Source organism: Labrys okinawensis, from assembly GCF_002982075.1.
GTDB lineage: Bacteria > Pseudomonadota > Alphaproteobacteria > Rhizobiales > Labraceae > Labrys > Labrys okinawensis_A.
This window is the reverse complement of sequence record NZ_PUEJ01000012.1, coordinates 132,311-148,850: the sequence shown is the minus strand read 5'-3', so window position 1 is coordinate 148,850 and position 16,540 is coordinate 132,311. Positions and strand designations below refer to the sequence as shown.

16 protein-coding genes are annotated in these 16,540 nt (G+C 64.8%); 11 read left to right on the top strand and 5 right to left on the bottom strand.

Features of this window, described 5'->3' with window-relative positions:
• Nucleotides 1-200 precede the first annotated feature (200 nt).
• The 6 genes from ybgF to C5L14_RS26185 all read left to right on the top strand — a co-directional run bounded on the left by ybgF (nucleotide 201) and on the right by C5L14_RS26185 (nucleotide 6,406).
• Nucleotides 201-1,340 carry a tol-pal system protein YbgF gene (gene ybgF / locus C5L14_RS26210; RefSeq protein WP_181161335.1) on the top strand — a complete coding sequence of 380 codons (1,140 nt, stop codon included), beginning with the start codon at nucleotides 201-203 and terminating at the stop codon, nucleotides 1,338-1,340.
• 90 nt (nucleotides 1,341-1,430) lie between these two features.
• Complete coding sequence (gene tilS, locus C5L14_RS26205; RefSeq protein ID WP_105865003.1) at nucleotides 1,431-2,510, top strand: tRNA lysidine(34) synthetase TilS; 1,080 nt, start codon at nucleotides 1,431-1,433, stop codon at nucleotides 2,508-2,510.
• Between the two features lie 244 nt (nucleotides 2,511-2,754).
• Nucleotides 2,755-4,680: an ATP-dependent zinc metalloprotease FtsH gene (gene ftsH / locus C5L14_RS26200; RefSeq protein WP_105865002.1), complete on the top strand. Its 1,926-nt coding sequence runs from the start codon at nucleotides 2,755-2,757 to the stop codon at nucleotides 4,678-4,680.
• Between the two features lie 306 nt (nucleotides 4,681-4,986).
• Nucleotides 4,987-5,403 carry a hypothetical protein gene (locus tag C5L14_RS26195; protein ID WP_105865001.1) on the top strand — a complete coding sequence of 139 codons (417 nt, stop codon included), beginning with the start codon at nucleotides 4,987-4,989 and terminating at the stop codon, nucleotides 5,401-5,403.
• Between the two features lie 127 nt (nucleotides 5,404-5,530).
• Nucleotides 5,531-5,926, top strand: a complete 396-nt coding sequence (locus C5L14_RS26190) for a DUF6152 family protein (RefSeq protein WP_105865000.1) — start codon at nucleotides 5,531-5,533, stop codon at nucleotides 5,924-5,926.
• A 15-nt stretch (nucleotides 5,927-5,941) separates the two neighbouring features.
• Entirely contained in the window at nucleotides 5,942-6,406 is a 465-nt protein-coding gene (locus tag C5L14_RS26185) for a DUF6644 family protein (RefSeq protein ID WP_105864999.1), read from the top strand.
• Between the two features lie 10 nt (nucleotides 6,407-6,416).
• On the opposite strand, the gene C5L14_RS26180 is transcribed toward C5L14_RS26185, so the two are convergent.
• Nucleotides 6,417-8,219 (bottom strand): ABC transporter transmembrane domain-containing protein, encoded by a 1,803-nt coding sequence (locus tag C5L14_RS26180; RefSeq protein ID WP_428832662.1) that lies wholly within the window; start codon nucleotides 8,217-8,219, stop codon nucleotides 6,417-6,419.
• A 334-nt stretch (nucleotides 8,220-8,553) separates the two neighbouring features.
• On the opposite strand from C5L14_RS26180, the gene mgtE reads away from it, so the two are divergent.
• Nucleotides 8,554-9,927, top strand: coding sequence for a magnesium transporter (mgtE, locus tag C5L14_RS26175; protein ID WP_105864997.1), 1,374 nt, complete (start codon nucleotides 8,554-8,556; stop codon nucleotides 9,925-9,927).
• A 147-nt stretch (nucleotides 9,928-10,074) separates the two neighbouring features.
• Nucleotides 10,075-10,302 carry a 50S ribosomal protein L31 gene (gene rpmE, locus C5L14_RS26170; protein ID WP_105864996.1) on the top strand — a complete coding sequence of 76 codons (228 nt, stop codon included), beginning with the start codon at nucleotides 10,075-10,077 and terminating at the stop codon, nucleotides 10,300-10,302.
• Between the two features lie 576 nt (nucleotides 10,303-10,878).
• On the opposite strand, the gene C5L14_RS26165 is transcribed toward rpmE, so the two are convergent.
• Nucleotides 10,879-12,087, bottom strand: a complete 1,209-nt coding sequence (locus tag C5L14_RS26165; protein WP_105864995.1) for an MFS transporter — start codon at nucleotides 12,085-12,087, stop codon at nucleotides 10,879-10,881.
• 113 nt (nucleotides 12,088-12,200) lie between these two features.
• Between C5L14_RS26165 and C5L14_RS26160 the strand changes: the two genes are divergently transcribed.
• Nucleotides 12,201-12,797, top strand: a complete 597-nt coding sequence (locus tag C5L14_RS26160; protein ID WP_105864994.1) for a TetR/AcrR family transcriptional regulator — start codon at nucleotides 12,201-12,203, stop codon at nucleotides 12,795-12,797.
• Nucleotides 12,798-12,821: 24 nt separating this feature from the next.
• Here C5L14_RS26160 and C5L14_RS26155 read toward each other — a convergent pair whose 3' ends face one another.
• Complete coding sequence (locus C5L14_RS26155; protein ID WP_105864993.1) at nucleotides 12,822-13,013, bottom strand: DUF1192 domain-containing protein; 192 nt, start codon at nucleotides 13,011-13,013, stop codon at nucleotides 12,822-12,824.
• 461 nt (nucleotides 13,014-13,474) lie between these two features.
• On the opposite strand from C5L14_RS26155, the gene C5L14_RS26150 reads away from it, so the two are divergent.
• Nucleotides 13,475-14,194, top strand: a complete 720-nt coding sequence (locus C5L14_RS26150) for a DUF1013 domain-containing protein (protein ID WP_105864992.1) — start codon at nucleotides 13,475-13,477, stop codon at nucleotides 14,192-14,194.
• Between the two features lie 463 nt (nucleotides 14,195-14,657).
• On the opposite strand, the gene C5L14_RS26145 is transcribed toward C5L14_RS26150, so the two are convergent.
• Nucleotides 14,658-14,948 (bottom strand): hypothetical protein, encoded by a 291-nt coding sequence (locus C5L14_RS26145; protein ID WP_105864991.1) that lies wholly within the window; start codon nucleotides 14,946-14,948, stop codon nucleotides 14,658-14,660.
• A gap of 130 nt (nucleotides 14,949-15,078) precedes the next feature.
• Here C5L14_RS26145 and gcvA point away from each other — a divergent pair, with 130 nt between their 5' ends.
• Complete coding sequence (gene gcvA / locus C5L14_RS26140; RefSeq protein WP_105864990.1) at nucleotides 15,079-15,999, top strand: transcriptional regulator GcvA; 921 nt, start codon at nucleotides 15,079-15,081, stop codon at nucleotides 15,997-15,999.
• Between the two features lie 58 nt (nucleotides 16,000-16,057).
• Here the strand turns inward: gcvA and C5L14_RS26135 are convergent, their stop codons facing one another.
• Entirely contained in the window at nucleotides 16,058-16,282 is a 225-nt protein-coding gene (locus tag C5L14_RS26135; protein WP_105864989.1) for a YdcH family protein, read from the bottom strand.
• Between the last annotated feature and the right edge of the window lie 258 nt (nucleotides 16,283-16,540).

Genomic DNA, 16,540 nt, shown 5'->3' with positions numbered 1-16,540 from the left:
CTTTTCTATCATGGGGAAAGCCGTTTGTTCAAAGTTTCGCCTGACTTGACCTGTGTGGTATCGACGTGACCGGAGCATGATGCGTTGTGGTGAGAACACGCCTTGCTCGAATGCCGAGTTTCGACACATCCTTGCGATTTACGGCGATTCCGCCAGATCGCAGAACGCTTTGGATTGATTGCAACCGAATGAGCCGCCCTATGCTCCGCCCCGCTTCCGCCGCCCTTCTGCTGGCCGTGACCCTGGCCCTGCCCTCGGGCCCGGTACGCGCAGCGTCCTATGACGAGGGACTGATGCCGCCCGGCAGCGTCGGGCAGGACCAATCCGCGCAGGATAATGGCTACACGCCCGACCAGCCTTACCCCCAGCCGCCTGCTCAAGCCGAATATGACGGCACCGTCACCGGCTCGACTTATGAGCAGCCTCCCGCCGCCGCAGCGCCGACCCCGTCGCAAGGCGGCTACGTTGTGGCCCAGGAGTCCACCATGGGCGATCTCCTCGTACGCGTACAGCGGCTGGAAGGCGAGAACCGCAGGCTGCTCGGCACCGTCGAGGATCTGCAGTCTCAGGTGCGCCGCCTCCAGGACGACATGAAGCGCCAGCAGGAGGATACCGAATATCGCCTGCAGGCCCTCGAAGGCGGCGGCGGCAAGGCTTCCGCCCCCAAGCCCGCCCCCAGCGCGCCTCCGCGCCAGAAGAGCGGCCAGAACGCTCCCCCCGCCACGCAGCCCAATTCCCTAGGCAGCCTTCCCGCCGGCGGCGGCGACGACGTCGCCATGCAGGACTCCACCGGCGATGTTCCCGACCAGGCGCCGCCCTCGACGCCGCGCCCGCGCAACTCCACCGTCGCCCCTGGCCTGCCGGGCATCGCCGTCGACACCTCGCGCCCCATGGCGAGCAACGAGCCCAATGCCGGCGCCGAACCGGCGCCGGCTCCCGGGGCTCCAGCCACGCCGGAAGCCGAATATGCCGCCGACTATCGCCTGATCGAGACCCAACGCTACGACCAGGCCGAGGCCGCCTTTCGCAATTTCATCGCCAGCCATCCCAAGGACAAGCGCGTGCCTGACGCCATCCATTGGATCGGCGAGAGCCTCTATCAGCGCAAGCAATATACCGACGCAGCCGAGCAGTTCCTGAAGGTCACCAAGACCTACGCCAATTCCAGGCGCGCGCCCGCCAGCATGCTCAAGCTGGGTATCACCTTGGCGGCCATGGGCGAGAAAGACGCCGCATGCGCAGCTCTCCAGGCGGTCGGCAGCAAATATCCTAAGGCCGGACCGACCATCCTCAGCGGAGCCGATCGCGAGATCAAGAAGAACGCCTGCAAGGTGGGGTGAGGACGTTGTCGTCGCTCACGCTAACCCTCTCCCGATCCGGGAGAGGGTAAGGGCAAGGATAAGGGGTAGGGAGCGGCCCCGAAAGACTTCATGACGCGCGGTGCCGTGCAACGGGAAGCCACTTTGTCTACGCCCATCGCCCCCAACGAACTCCCGGCTTTGTTCGCCGATTTCCATGATCGCACCCATGTCGTCCTCGCGGTCTCCGGCGGCGCCGATTCCACCGCTCTGATGCTGCTCGCGGCACGCTGGCACGCGCAGAACCCGCAAACCCGTCTCACCGTCGCAAGTATCGATCACGCCCTGCGTCCGGAAAGCGCGGAGGAATGCCGTATCGTTTCCGCGAGAGCCGCCGATCTCGGCCTGCCCTGCATCATCAAGCGCTGGGAGGGCGACAAGCCGGCCGCGCGGCTGCAGGAGGCAGCCCGAAGCGCCCGCTATGCCCTGCTGGCCGAAGCGGCGGCTGAAATCGGAGCGGATGCGATCGCCACGGCCCATACGCTCGACGACCAGGCCGAAACCGTGCTGATGCGCTTGCTGCACGGCTCCGCCATCGACGGCCTGGCCGCCATGCGCCCGCTCACGCCTCTCCGTCCCGGCCTCGGCCTTCTGCGTCCCTTGCTCGGCGCGACCCGGGTCCGGCTGGTGACGACCCTGCAGGCTGCCGGCATGACCTGGCTTGAGGATCCCTCGAACCGCAACGCCCGATTTGAGCGCGTTCGCCTGCGTGCCCTTCTCGACCAGCTCGCCCCGCTCGGCCTCGACCCGGCACGCCTGGCCCTGCTCGCCCGCCGGGCCGCGCGCAGCAGCGATGCGCTGGAAGCCATTACGGCCGAGCGCTTCGAGATCCTCGCCCACGGAGACCAAGACCGTCTGCGGCTCGACGGCCCCGGCCTCGCCGCCTGCCCGGCCGATATCAGGCTGCGTATCCTGGAGCGGGCCATCCTGCTCGTGCAGGACAAGAGCAGGGGATCGGCCTATGGCCTGCGCCTCGACCGCCTGGAGGCGCTGGGGGCGGCACTCGAGCAGGCCCTCGATCCGGGCCACGGCCGAGGCAAGTCCTGGCAGCGCAGCCTCGGCGGCACCCTGCTGCGGCTGGACAGGTCCGGCAATCTGCAGGTCACCCGTGAGCCCGAACGCCGGCGCGGTGCCATAAAAAACAAGATGTAGAAATTGTCATTTTCTGCCGACCTTGCCCTAGAAGCGGCAAAATAACGGCCTATTTCAAGAAATTAGCGGCGCATGCGCCACTCGAATCTTCACCGTGACAAGCCCTCGGCACTTCTATAAGGGAGCGCAGGGCTATCTATCCCACCGGCTTGCCTTGGCATTTGGCTCGCCTGTGCCTATTTTAGCCGCGATATGCTGTGGCGTCCCCTGCTTGAGGCAGGCCGTCCGCCGCGAAAGGCGAGAGATGAACGCGAACTTCCGAAATTTTGCGCTTTGGGTGATAGTCGTGCTGCTGCTGCTGGCGCTCTTCACCCTGTTCCGGCAGACGGGCAGCCAGAGCGCTTCCGCCAACAGTGCCATTTCCTACTCGGAACTGGTGAAGTCGGCCAAGGACGGCAAGGTCAAGGATGTCACCATTACCGGCAACGAGCTGACCGGCACCTACTCGAATGGTGAGAAGTTCAGCGCGCAATTGCCCAACGACCCGGGCTTGGCCAAGACGCTGAACGATCTCAACGTGCAGGTCAGCGCCGCTCCGCCCGCCGAAACGCCATGGCTGTTGCAGCTGTTGCTGCAAGCCCTGCCGATCCTGGCGCTGATCGGCGTCTGGATCTTCCTGTCCCGGCAGATGCAGGGCGCCGGCGGCAAGGCGATGGGCTTCGGCAAGTCCAAGGCCAAGCTGCTGACCGAGGCTCATGGCCGCGTCACCTTCGATGACGTCGCCGGCATCGACGAGGCCAAGGAAGATCTGCAGGAGATCGTGGAATTCCTGCGCGATCCGCAGAAGTTCCAGCGCCTGGGCGGCCGTATTCCGCGCGGCGTGCTGCTGGTCGGTCCGCCCGGCACCGGCAAGACCCTGACGGCGCGCGCCGTCGCCGGCGAAGCCAATGTGCCCTTCTTCACCATTTCCGGCTCCGACTTCGTCGAAATGTTCGTGGGCGTCGGCGCCAGCCGCGTGCGCGACATGTTCGAGCAGGCCAAGAAGAACGCGCCCTGCATCATCTTCATCGACGAAATCGACGCGGTCGGCCGCCATCGCGGCGCCGGCCTCGGCGGCGGCAATGACGAACGCGAGCAGACCCTCAACCAGCTGCTGGTCGAGATGGACGGCTTCGAGACCAATGAGGGCATCATCATCATCGCGGCGACCAATCGCCCCGACGTGCTCGACCCTGCCTTGCTGCGTCCCGGCCGCTTCGACCGCCAGATCGTGGTGTCGAACCCCGACCTCTCCGGCCGCGAGAAGATCCTGCGCGTGCATGTGCGCAAGGTTCCGCTCGCTCCCGACGTCGACCTCAAGATCATCGCCCGCGGTACACCCGGCTTCTCGGGCGCCGACCTGATGAACCTGGTCAACGAAGCGGCCCTGCTCGCGGCACGCCGCAACAAGCGTATGGTCACCCACCTCGAGTTCGAGGACGCCAAGGACAAGATCCTGATGGGTGCCGAGCGCAAGACCATGGCGATGTCTGAAGAGGAAAAGCGCCTCACCGCCTATCACGAGGCGGGCCATGCCATCGTCGGCCTCAACGTGCCCAAGGGCATCCCGGTGCACAAGGCCACGATCATTCCGCGCGGCCGCGCGCTCGGCATGGTGAAGTTCCTGCCCGAGGGCGATCGCTACTCGATGAAATATATCGAGTTCACCTCCCAGCTCGCCGTCGCGATGGGCGGCCGCGTGGCCGAGGAGATGATCTTCGGCAAGGAGAACATCACCTCCGGCGCTGCCGGCGACATCGAGCAGGCCACGCGCATGGCAAAGGCCATGGTCACCCGCTACGGCTATTCGGACGAGCTCGGCACCGTAATGTATGGCGAAAACCAGGACGAGGTTTTCCTCGGCATGTCCATGGGCCGTACGCAGAGCGTATCGGAGGCGACCTCCCAGAAGATCGACGCCGAAGTGCGCCGCCTGATCAACCAGGGCTGGGACGATGCCAAGCGTATTCTCACAGAAAAGCGGGACGACCTTGAGGCCCTGGCCCAGGCGCTGCTCGAATATGAGACGCTGACCGGCGACGAGATCCGGGACCTCCTCAACGGCAAGCCGCCGTCCCGCGATCCGCTGGAGGAGCCGCAGACGACACGCGGTTCGGCCATCTCCGCCGGCAAGCCGCGCCGCCCGCCGCCGCAGCCCGAAGGCGGCATGGAGCCGGCGCCCTCCGCCTGACAGGCGGCTTCCCATCAAAGACGATCAAGGCCGGTCCCCGCGACCGGCCTTTTTCATGCCGTGAGGGACTACCCGGTAAGAGGTGGTGCGTAGCGCCCCGGTGGATAGGCGTGGTGGCGAAAATCGCGGAAGGAACCGGCCGGACTCCATTTTGATTGTTACCTGCGAAACACTGCCTCTTCTCAGCTTGAATCGCCCCTGTTCAGCTTGCGGAGGGTGAACTATGCAGCAATCGTCGCGGCGCCTCCGCAGGCGTGGCGGCGCCCCTCCAGCCCAGCCGCTCTGGCGGCCGACAGAGACAGTCCCATGCTGAGATATTTCGCCGGCGCCGCTGCGCTCGCTCTCCTCGCCGCTTCGCCCGCCGCAGCCCAGAGCTGCGCGCAGAATCTGAGGACTTCCGGCGTGCCGCTGCTCACCGGCCTGACCTACTCGACCTGGGCTGTGTTTCCCAAGGTCGCTCCCGCCAGGGCCCTCGACAATGTCGGCCGCGCCCTGTCCGCCGAGGGCATCGATGTCGTCAGCGTCGACAAGCGAGCCGGCGTGCTGATCGCCGACCAGGATGGCGCCAATAATGGCCGTCGCCAGACCGTCCGCGTCACGGCCCGCAAGACCGGCAACGGCACCCGAGTCGATCTGCAATTCCACGTACAGGCCGGCCAGATAGCCACCGAGGACGCTCTGCGCTCGCATATCTGCCGTGTCGTCAACACCGCGGGACGATAGGAGGCGTGGTGTCGGGCCGCCCGTCCCGCCTCGGGGCCGGACACGGGCTTTTGATCATCCCCGCATGATTTCCGCCTCAATCGCCGGCCAGTCTCGCTCGGCCGAAGTCGGTACGAGGGGGGCATCGATGACGATCGCGATCGAACGGCGCGTTTTTCTCTATCTCGCCGGGGCGGGCGCCGCCATCAGTTTGGCGCCGAATGCCTTCGCCCATCACGGCTGGTCATGGGCCGAAGGCGAGCAGATGGAATTGAAAGGCACCATCAAGACCGTTTCGATGGCGCCGCCTCATCCTTCGCTGGAAGTCGCCGCCGAAGACGGCGTGCTGTGGCGGGTCGACCTCGCCAATCCCGGCCAGACGCAACGCGCCGGCTTTACCGGCGACACTGCCAAGCCGGGCGATGCCGTCACGGTGCTGGGCAACCGCGCCAAGGATCGCGGCAAGGCCTGGATGAAGGCCGTACGCGTCACCATCGCCGGCAAGAATTACGACATGTATCCCGATCGGATCCAGACACGCTGAATCCGGCGCCCTTCCATGTTGGAGCTTTTCGCAGCCTGGCCGGGAGCGGTACTGCTGCGCGACACGCCCGCGGCCTATATCTTCGTCAATGCCGGGCACATCCTCGGTATCGGCTTGCTGCTCGGCGCGATCCTGCCGCTCGATCTGCGGCTTGCAGGACTATGGCCCAAGGTGCCGGTCGCGGTCATCGGGCCGTTCCTGACCCGCACGGCCGCCACCGGCCTCGGCCTTACCCTCGTCTGCGGCCTATGGCTGTTCAGCGTACGTCCGGCGCACTATGCCGACAATGCCGCCTTTCAGGCCAAGCTCGCTCTGCTCGCGCTGGCCCTGATCAATATCGGCCTCCAGCACCGCCGCCCGGCCTTCCGCGCCGCTCTCGCCGGTGGGCCATTGGCGGCGAGCGTAAGGGTATCGGCCCTCGTCTCGGCCTTGCTCTGGCTCTCGGTGCTGGTGGCCGGGCGCTGGATCGGTTTCCTGTAGCCGGCCTGGCTCAGGCGGCGTCCCTGAACTGCAGCTGCGCCAGCCGGGCATAGAGGCCGCCCCGCGCCACCAGGGCCTCGTGCGTGCCCTCTTCGACGATGCGTCCGTCATCCAGCACGATGATCCGGTCGGCCGCCTGCACCGTCGCCAGGCGATGGGCGATCACCAGGGTGGTGCGTTCGGTCATCAGGCCGTCGAGAGCTGCCTGGACTGCCTTCTCGCTTTCGGAATCGAGCGCAGAGGTCGCCTCGTCGAGCAGCAGGACGGGCGCATCCTTGAGGATGGCGCGGGCGATGGCGATACGCTGGCGCTGGCCGCCCGACAGCGTCACGCCACGCTCGCCGATCGGGGTGTCGTAGCCTTGCGGCATGGCCCGGATGAAGCTGTCGGCCGCGGCCAGGCGTGCCGCCTCCTCCACCTCGGCATCGCTCGCGTCGGGGCGGCCGAAACGGATATTGTCGCGGGCGGTCGCCGCAAAGACCACCGGATCCTGCGCCACCACGGCAATGCGCTGGCGCACGCGCTTGGGATCAGCCTGCGGCAGCGCGACCCCATCCAGCCTCACGCGTCCGAACTGGGGATCGTAATAGCGCAGCAGGAGCTGGAACAGCGTGCTCTTGCCCGCGCCGGACGGTCCGACGATGGCAACCGTCTCACCCGCCTTCACCGCGAGATCGACATCGTGCAGCACCGGCTTGTCCGGCTGGGCGGGATAGGCGAAGGTCACGCCCTCGAAGGCGACGGCACCGCGCGCCGGCTCGGGCAGGGCCAGCGGCCGGGCCGGCGCGGAGATCGCCGGCCTTTCGCCGAGAAGCTCGCCCAGGCGCTCGGCGGCGCCGGCCGCCTGCACGAGCTCCGCCCAGACCTGGCCGAGTTCCGAAAGGGCGCCGGCCCCGAACACCGCGTAGAGCACGAATTGCGACAAGGTGCCGGCCGTCATGGTGCCGGCGACCACGTCATGGGCGCCGAGCCAGAGCACGCCGACCACCGAAGCGAAGACCAGGAACAGCGCGATCGCGGTCAGCACCGCACGCGAGCGAGTGGAGATCGCCGCCGCCTGGTAGGCGTTCTCGACCTCGCCCGAAAAACGCCCGATGGCGAGCCGTTCGGCCGTGAAGGCCTGCACCACCCGCATCGCGCCGATGATCTCGCTGGCATAGGCGGAGGCGTCGGCCAGCGTGTCCTGCGCCTTGCGCGAGCGCGTGCGCACGGACCGGCCGAAGGCCACCAGGGGCAGCACGATCAACGGAATGGCGATCAGCACCAGCGCCGAAAGCTTGGGGCTGGTCCACACCATCATCACCACGGCGCCGGCAAACAGGAAGAGGTTGCGCAGGGCGACGGAGGCGGAAGAGCCGAAGGCCGCCTTGATCTGCGTGGTATCCGCAGTCAGGCGCGAGAGCACCTCACCGGTCTTGACAGTGTCGAAGAACAGGGGCGAGAGCTGGGTGAGATGGGCAAAGACGGCAGTGCGGACATCGGCGACCACGCGCTCGCCGAGGGTCATCACCAGATAGTAACGGGCGGCGCTCGCCAAAGCGAGAATCAGCACCACGCCGGTCATGGCAAGGAAGTAGGAATTGATGGCGGCGGCATGCCCCACCGAGAAGCCGAAATCGATCATGCGGCGCATGGCGACGGGGACCACCAGCGTCGCCGCCGCTGCCACCGTCAGAGCCATGAAAGCCATCAGGATGCGGCCGCGATAGGCCAGAGCATAGGGCGCCAGCGCCATCAAGGGGCGGAGAGACCGGCTGTTCCTGGCGGATTCCGCGGTGTTTTCTCGGATTTTCGGATCGGTTTCCGTGGCCACGTAGCATTCTTCCTTTCGAGCGCGCGGGACAATGCCCCGCTGTGGGCGCGGCTGCAATCTCACCGGCCCAAACCGCTTCAGTTTGCCGCGCTCTCCATATTATCGCGCAGTGCAAAAAAGCGCTTGACTGCGACGGCTGAGAGGCGCAAGTCGCGATTGTTCCGGCCTTTGGATTTATTCCAAAGGAATCGTCCCTGGCCGGACCCCACGAGATCAACGAGATCATGCCAAGCGACAGTAGCAGTCGAATGTTCGCGCCGTTGACGGCTTGTAAGGACTGACCGCTCGCGGGCTCGTCCTTCCGGCCGGCAACGGCCGAAAGGAAGGAAGAGCCATGGAAGACCTGGCTGAAAAAACGGTTGAGGTCGCTGACCGCGACATCCTCGAGGTTTGCCTCGGCCTCGAGCACGTAGCCGATATCGTCGAACTGCTCAACGAGCAGGAGATCGAAGAGCAGGCCCACGTCCTGGTGCACCTGCCCGACGAGCGGGCGATCGAAGTGCTCGACCAGCCGGGGCTGGACGATCCGGCGGCGCTGATCGAAGCCCTGCCCGCCGAACGGGCGCTCAAGCTGATGGCCGGCATGTCCTCGGACCGCGTGGCGGATGTCTTCCGCTACATGGACGATCCGCCGCGCACCGATCTGCTCAACCGTCTCGATCCCGAGACCCGCGCCTCGCTCGACAGGCTGCTGTCCTATCCGGAGGACACCGCCGGCGCGCTGATGACCACCGAATTCGTCTCCGTGCCCTCGTCCTGGACGGTGGAGCAGACGCTCGATCACATCCGCCGCGTCGAGCGCACGCGTGAGACGATCTACTCGGTCTATGTCCTCGATCCCAAGACCCGCCAGCTCCTCAAGGCCGTGGCGCTGCGCCGCCTGATCACCGCCGACCCCAAATCCTCGGTGCTGACCGCCGCCCGCTTCGACAAGCCGATCACGGTTGCCCCCACTGCCGACCGCGAGGAAGTCGCTCGCCTGATCGCGAAATACGACCTTCTGGCCGTACCTGTGGTCGACGACAGCATGCATGTCATCGGCATCTGCACCTTCGACGACATCATCGACGCCATCGTGGCCGAAGGCACCGAGGACGCCCAGAAGTTCGGCGGCATGGAAGCCCTCGACGATCCCTATGACCAGATCGGGTTCTGGTCGATGATCAAGAAGCGTGCGGGCTGGCTGTCGGTGCTGCTGCTCGGCGAGATGCTCACGGCGAGCGCCATGCAATTTTTCGAGGGTGAACTCGAAAAGGCGGTGGTGCTCACCCTGTTCATCCCGCTCATCATGTCCTCGGGCGGCAATTCCGGCTCGCAGGCGACCTCCCTGCTCATCCGCGCGCTGGCGCTGAGCGAGGTGAAGCTGAAGGACTGGTGGCGGGTGGCCCTGCGCGAACTGCCCACCGGCGTCGTGCTCGGCGCCATTCTCGGCCTGATCGGCATCGTGCGCATCGTCGTCTGGCAGAAGGCCGGATTCTACGACTATGGACCGCATTGGGCGCTGCTGGCCCTGACCATCGGCTGCGCGCTCACGGCGATCGTCACGTTCGGCTCGCTGACCGGCTCCATGCTGCCTTTCATCCTCAAGAAGGTCGGCTTCGACCCCGCCAGCGCCTCCGCCCCCCTGGTCGCCACGCTGGTCGATGTGACCGGCCTCGTCATCTACTTCACCGTCGCCCTGGTCATTCTGAGGGGAACGTTGCTGTAGCCGGCGCAGAAAGGCGATTCCCGCATGTGAGAAATGCGGGGCCAGTGCTTGTATCCGGACCGAAATTGCGCTATCGAGCCGCCCACTCATTCGAATTTGACTTGTCCGACCGGGGTAGCGCTCCGGCACAGAGCAGGATTTGACCCCATGAAGGCCGACATTCATCCCGACTACCACAAGATCAAGGTTGTCTTCGTCGACGGCACCGAGTTCTACACCCATTCGACCTGGGGCAAGGAAGGCGATACCCTTCAGCTCGACATCGATCCCAAGACCCATCCGGCCTGGACCGGCGGTTCGCAGCAGGTTCTTGACCGCGCCGGCCGCGTGTCGAAGTTCAACCAGCGCTTCGCTGGCATCAGCTTCAAGCGCTGATCGGAACGAACCTTTTCCATATCGACGCAAGCGGGCCTTCGAGCCCGCTTTTGTTTTGGGCTTTGGGGATCCTGAGAAGCCTGGCTCAATCATCGCAAACAGAGCCGGAAAAGCTCGGTTCTGTGATGCGAGCTTGTCCGAAATACCGCCCCTTGTCGACATTGCGGCGCCGGATTGCCGGGACGAAGCCCGGCAATGACAACGGCCGCGTTTTACAGATTTTTCGGTCAGGCTCTCCAGCCTACCGCGTCATGAAAGCTCGCTGCCTTTCTCTACCCTCGACTCGATGGGGAGGGTCGGGCCGCGGGGGCGAGGCTGGGTGATCATATGCAAGCCGCAGCGACGCAGCAGGATGCAGACCTGCTTTGCTCTTTCGCGAGACGCCGCGCTTCCAGAGGAAGCTGACGATCCGTCCTCCACGACAAAAAGAAGCCGCGATAAGATATCGCGGCTTGTCCAAGTCGAAACAGGGAGGCGTCAAACAGAGTGAACAGGAGCCACTCGAACATCCAGCGAGCTGGAATGGCGTCGAGGCTATCGCAGAATTCTTGATGTTCGGTTAACGCCCGGCCCAGGTCAGGCAGCGGCCGCGCAAAGCCTGTCCTCCTTCGATGCCGGCGTCAGCCGGCACGATCCCAGCAGCGCCACCGTCAGCGCGACGAAACCAGCTGCAAGCGAGATCCAGAAGCCGTCGGCGGCGCCGAAGCGGTCGATGACCCAGCCCGAGACGAAGGAGCCGACCGCCATGCCGATGCCGATGCCGGTCATCGCCCAGGTGATTCCTTCCGTGAGCTTTGCCGCCGGCACATGCCGCTCGATCAGACCCATGGCGGTGATCAGCGTCGGCGAGATCGACACACCGGACAAGAACAGCAACAGCGCCAGCATCGCCACGCCGGAAACGAACAGCAGCGGCACCGTGGTGGCAGCGGCGACTGCGATGGCGATCAGGAACTGCCGCTCGAGCGGCATCTTCAACTTCAGGGCCCCGAACACCAGGCCAACGACGAGCGAGCCTGCGGCATAGCCGGCGAGCACGAAGCTGGCCGCGCCGGCCTGCCCCAACTGCCTGGTGAAGGCGATCACGGTGACTTCCGCCGTTCCGAAGATCGTGCCGATGGCGACCAGGACGAAGGTCAGGATCTGCACCGGCGGCAGGCGGATGGCCGAGGAGCCGCCGCTTTCGGTGAAGCGGACCGGCGGTTCGGTGGATTTCTGCGTCACGAACAGCGCCGTGCCGACGGCGAGAAACACGGTCGAGACGAGGGGACCGGCTTCTGGGAACCAGGCCACGCTCAGACCGACCGCAAGGATCGATCCGGCCATGTAGACGACTTCGTCAGCCACCGATTCGAAGGCGAAGGCCGTGTGCAGCTGCGGGGTGTCGCGATAGAGCTCCGACCAGCGGGCCCTGACCATCGCCGGCATGCTGGGCATGGTGGTGGCGAACAGTGCCGCGGCAAACAGGATCCAGGCCGGCCAGTGGAAATGCGCGGCCAGCAGCAGAACCGAAAAGGCAGCAACCGACAGGCTGGTGGCAGGAATTAGGACGCGGCTCTGGCCGTGGCGGTCGACCAGGCGGGAAATCTGCGGGGACATGAAGGCATTGCCGAGGGCGAAAGTGGCCGACACGGCACCGGCGAGCCAATATTCGCCATGGGTCTGGGAGATCATGGCGACGATACCCATGGTCACCATCGCGAGCGGCAGGCGCGCCAGGAAGCCGGCAGCCGCGAAAGCCTTTGCCCCCGGCGCTCGAAAGATCTGGCTGTAAGGATTGGACATCGGGCACTCCAAAGCGGAAGAGAAAGCATTGACATACGCAACGTATGTATTCGTCATAGTTGCATACGCGCCGTATGTCAAATAATATACGCAGCGTATATGAAGGAAATGGTATGGCCCGTAAACCGCGAGCCCAGATGATCGCCGAGACGCGCGCCAAGCTGCTCGCCGCTGGGCGCGCGGCCTTCGGCACCGTCGGTTATGCGCAAGCGTCGATGGACGATTTTACGGCGGCGGCCGGCCTGACGCGCGGCGCGCTCTATCACCATTTCGGCGACAAGAAGGGCCTGTTCGCGGCGGTCATCGCGGAACTCGATGCCGAAATGTCCAGGCGGCTTTCGGCGATCTCGGCCCAGGCCGAAGATCCCTGGCAGGGTTTCGTCGCCGAATGCTCGGCCTATATCGAGATGGCATTGGAGCCGGAAATCCAGCGCATCCTGTTTCGCGACGGCCCGGCCGTCCTCGGCGATCCCTCACAATGGCCGAGCCAGGATGGCTGCATCGCTTCGATGAGCGCGACCTTGGCTGCGCTGAAGCGGGAGGGCGTTCTCGCCGATATCGACCCGGAGGCCGCGGCCCGGCTGGTCAATGGCGCCACTTGGCATGCCTCGCAATGGATCGCCAATGCAGCCGATCCCAAGGCGGCATCCGTGCAGGCAGTGAGAGCCTTTCATGCGTTGCTGAACGGCCTTCGGCGTCATCCAGCCTGAACGTCAGCGTTGCCCTTGAGGGGGTCAGGTCTTGAAAAAGGCACTCGCCGCCGAGAGCGAGGCAGCCTTGCTGGCCTTGGCTTCCTCCAGGCGCACGATCTCCTGCCTCAGGGCCGCGATGCGTTCGTCAAGCTCGTGCAGCGACAGGGTCGAGAGGTCCTGTCCGATCTGATGTGCCACCGTTACCTTTCGCGGCTCGTCATCGAAAATCGCCATGTCGCCTCCTCACTTCCCATCCAAGCCAGCCCCGCTCCCCGAGCTCCGCTGCAGTGGCCACTCTAACCCCATTCGCCCCGATTATGAAAAGCTCATCGGTGAGCGGTTATGAGCGAGAGCCGGAATCTTCGCTCACATTCGCGGCAAGACCGGCCCGCGCGCCGTCTTTCGCAAACAGTTTTCGGTAGCACTCGCCGCCCTGGTACGGGCGGCGGCAAATGCGAGCAGTGCCTGCAGCACCCGACGATGACTGCTTCCACTCCGGCTCCGCCTCGCCATCGAGCCCTAGCCAGAGTGGGTTTCTGTCGACAATCCCGGCAGGAAAGCGGCGCAACAGACTTTCCTTTCGGGTCAACCACGACTATATGGGGTATGAATCCCGACAATCAGCTCGCGTCGGGCTTCGTTCCAGGAGGCTGGGGCGAGGCGGCAGCGAGCCCATGCTTTCCGAGGAGATGCAAATGTCGACCGCCCCGCTGATGCCGAAGGCCACTGCTGTCTGGCTGGTTGAGAACACCGCCCTCACCTTCGACCAGATCGCCGAGTTCTGCAAACTGCATCCATTGGAGGTCAAGGGCATTGCCGACGGCGAAGTCGCGGCCGGCATCAAGGGTCTGGATCCCGTGATCTCCAACCAGCTCACCCGGGAGGAGATTGCCCGCGGCGAGCGCGATTCCCATCATCGCCTCCGGCTGGCCGAGCCGAAGGTCAAGATCGCCGTCGCCAAGGTCAAGAAGGGTCCGCGCTACACGCCGGTCTCCCGGCGCCAGGACCGCCCCAACGCCATTCTCTGGCTGGTCAAGAACCATCCCGAACTCAAGGACGCCCAGATCATGCGTCTGGTGGGCACCACCAAGACGACGATCGCGGCCATCCGTGACCGCACCCACTGGAACACCGCGCAGCTGACCCCGGCCGATCCGGTCATGCTGGGGCTGTGCACCCAGATCGACCTCGACTTCGAAGTCGCCCGCGCCTCCAAGGACCGGCCGCCCGAGGCCGAGAGCGCCACGCTGCTGCCGGCCGAGATCACCACGGGACCGGCGGCCGACCGGGGCCAGAGGCCGGACGACCCCTTCGCTTCGCTCGGCAACAAGCCGCGCCAGACGGAAGACGAGGACGAACTCGACGTCGCCAACGTGTTCGCCAAGCTCAAGGGCATCAAGCAGAAGGAAGACTGACGCCCTCGGGGGTCAGTCCATACCCGTCATGCGAAAAGGGCTCTTCCGTCGGCGCGGAAGAGCCCTTTTTCTGGTGCAAGCACCTGCCGGCAGTGTCCGCGATCCCAGGCGCTGCACCTTAACCCACCCCCTTTCAAGGTGTTTGGACTAGGTCGCCGGAAAAGGCTGGTAAAGGGCATCGAGACCCCTCATCCGCCCCTTCGGGGCACCTTCTCCCACAAGGGGAGAAGGCAACTGGCAAGCGCAGCGCCACGAAAACTGCCCCCTTCTCCCCTTGCGGGAGAAGGTGCCGGCAGGCGGATGAGGGGTTGCACCACCCTATCCCGACCTTTTCCCGGTTTGTTCGAAACACCTTGAAAGGGCTGCACCTTAACCCAGGCTCTCCTGCGCGGGATCCCGGCAACAGAAAAGGGCGCGATCGATGATCGCGCCCGGTGATCCCGCTGAGTTGCGGATCTTTTCCTCATGGAAGCGGACGCCCGAACTCGTCCCGCACGCCCTCGTAGCGGACATAACCGACAGGCGGCACGTCGTCATCGCCATAAAGGTCGCTCGGGCGCCCCGCCTTCGCGGCCGCCTGATCTTGCCCTCTGAGCTGGGCCAGGCCGGCGGAGATCGTCTCGACGAAGGACATGGCGCCGCCGACCACGGCAGCGGCAATCGAATAATGCAGACGCACCTGCGTCCCGTGCAGGGCCGGGGAATAGCTCCAGTGCCGGCCCCATTCATCTTCGTGGAATTCGACGCTCGACATACTCGTACCCTCAACAAAAAGTAAATGCGCTCTCGCGATATGTTTCCTATTTTCAATGCTTTATGCTAGATTATCAACCGGGTGAACCTTTCTTCACCGTCAACAAAAACTTGATGATCATGAGGTGGGCATGAGCAAGTCGGGAGCCGGCCTTGGTGCGCTGTGGACCTTTGCCGTCGCCGCCCGCCATCTGAGCTTCGCCAAGGCCGCGATCGAGCTCGACGTGACCCCCGCCGCAGTCAGCAGCCAGATCCGCGCTTTCGAAGACCGTCTCGGCACCCGGCTGTTCTTTCGCACCAGCCGAAGCATGAAGCTCACTCATGCCGGCGAAGAGCTGCTCGAATCCACAAGCGGCGCTCTGCGCACCATCGACGAGGCCCTGCGCCGGGCCGCCAACACCACCCAGCGCAAGAGTTTCACCGTTTCTTCCGGTTCATCCTTCGCCGCCAAATGGCTGGTGCCACGCCTGCCGCGTTTCCGGCAGCAATTCCCCGATATCGACATGCGCATCGACATTTCCGACACGCTTGCCGATTTCAATCGCCAGGAAATCGACGTCGCCATCCGCTTCGGCCGCGGCGCCTATGCCGGCCTGCGCTCGGATCGCCTCTTCGTCGAGGACGTCTTTCCGATCTGCAGCCCTCAGCTCCTGCACGGGCCCGTTCCCCTGCGCGAACCCAACGATTTGCAGTATTTCACCCTGATCCATCTCGACTGGCACAGCCAGGATTCGATGTGGCCGGACTGGCGCATGTGGCTGATGGCTGCCAAGGCGGACAAACCCGATCCCACGCGCGGCCTGCATTTCAGCCAGTCGATCATGACCCTGCAGGCGGCCGTGGATGGCCAGGGCGTGGCGCTGGGCAACACCAGCCTGGTGGGCGACGATCTGGCCGCCGGCCGGCTGGTACGCCCCTTCGACCTTTCCTTGAAGATCGCGCCTGAATTCGCCTATCACCTGGTGGCGCCGAGGGCCAAGGCGGACAAGCCGATGATCAAGGCGTTCCGAGACTGGATGCTCGCCGAAATCGCCAGCGGCAAGGCGGTTTGATCGCCCGGATCGCATCAAACCCCACTGTTGGCGCCGCGGCGTCCGCCGCCCCCAAGCGTCAGGCGATGATGTCCGGCGTCAACAGGTCCTCCAGCAGGGACATGCGGTCCTTGAGATGGAGCTTGCGCTTCTTCAGGCGTTGAAGCTGGAGACGGTCAGGGGACCCCACCTGTTCCAGAGCGGCAATCGCGGCGTCGAGATCGCGGTGTTCCTGGCGAAGCTGCCCCAGCTCCGCAACCATCGCGGCTTCCTCCTCCTCGGTGAGCGGATTTGACAAGCCCATACCCTTCCATTCCGAATGGCAGCTTCGGTATTTCGACCATCCTGCTGCCCTATGCCCCTTCGGGCACGGTGCCGAACTATGCCGAGCCGATTCCCCGCCCGCAAGCGCTGCGGCAAGATATCGCCATCTATTTACACCCGTTTGGCAGAGCTTGCCGGACAACTTTCACAAGCCCTTCCTAGGCCTTTGATCCAGCATTCTTTTTATGCCCTCCACACCACATTACCGCGCGGTAACCTATTGTTCCGACTAAATTTA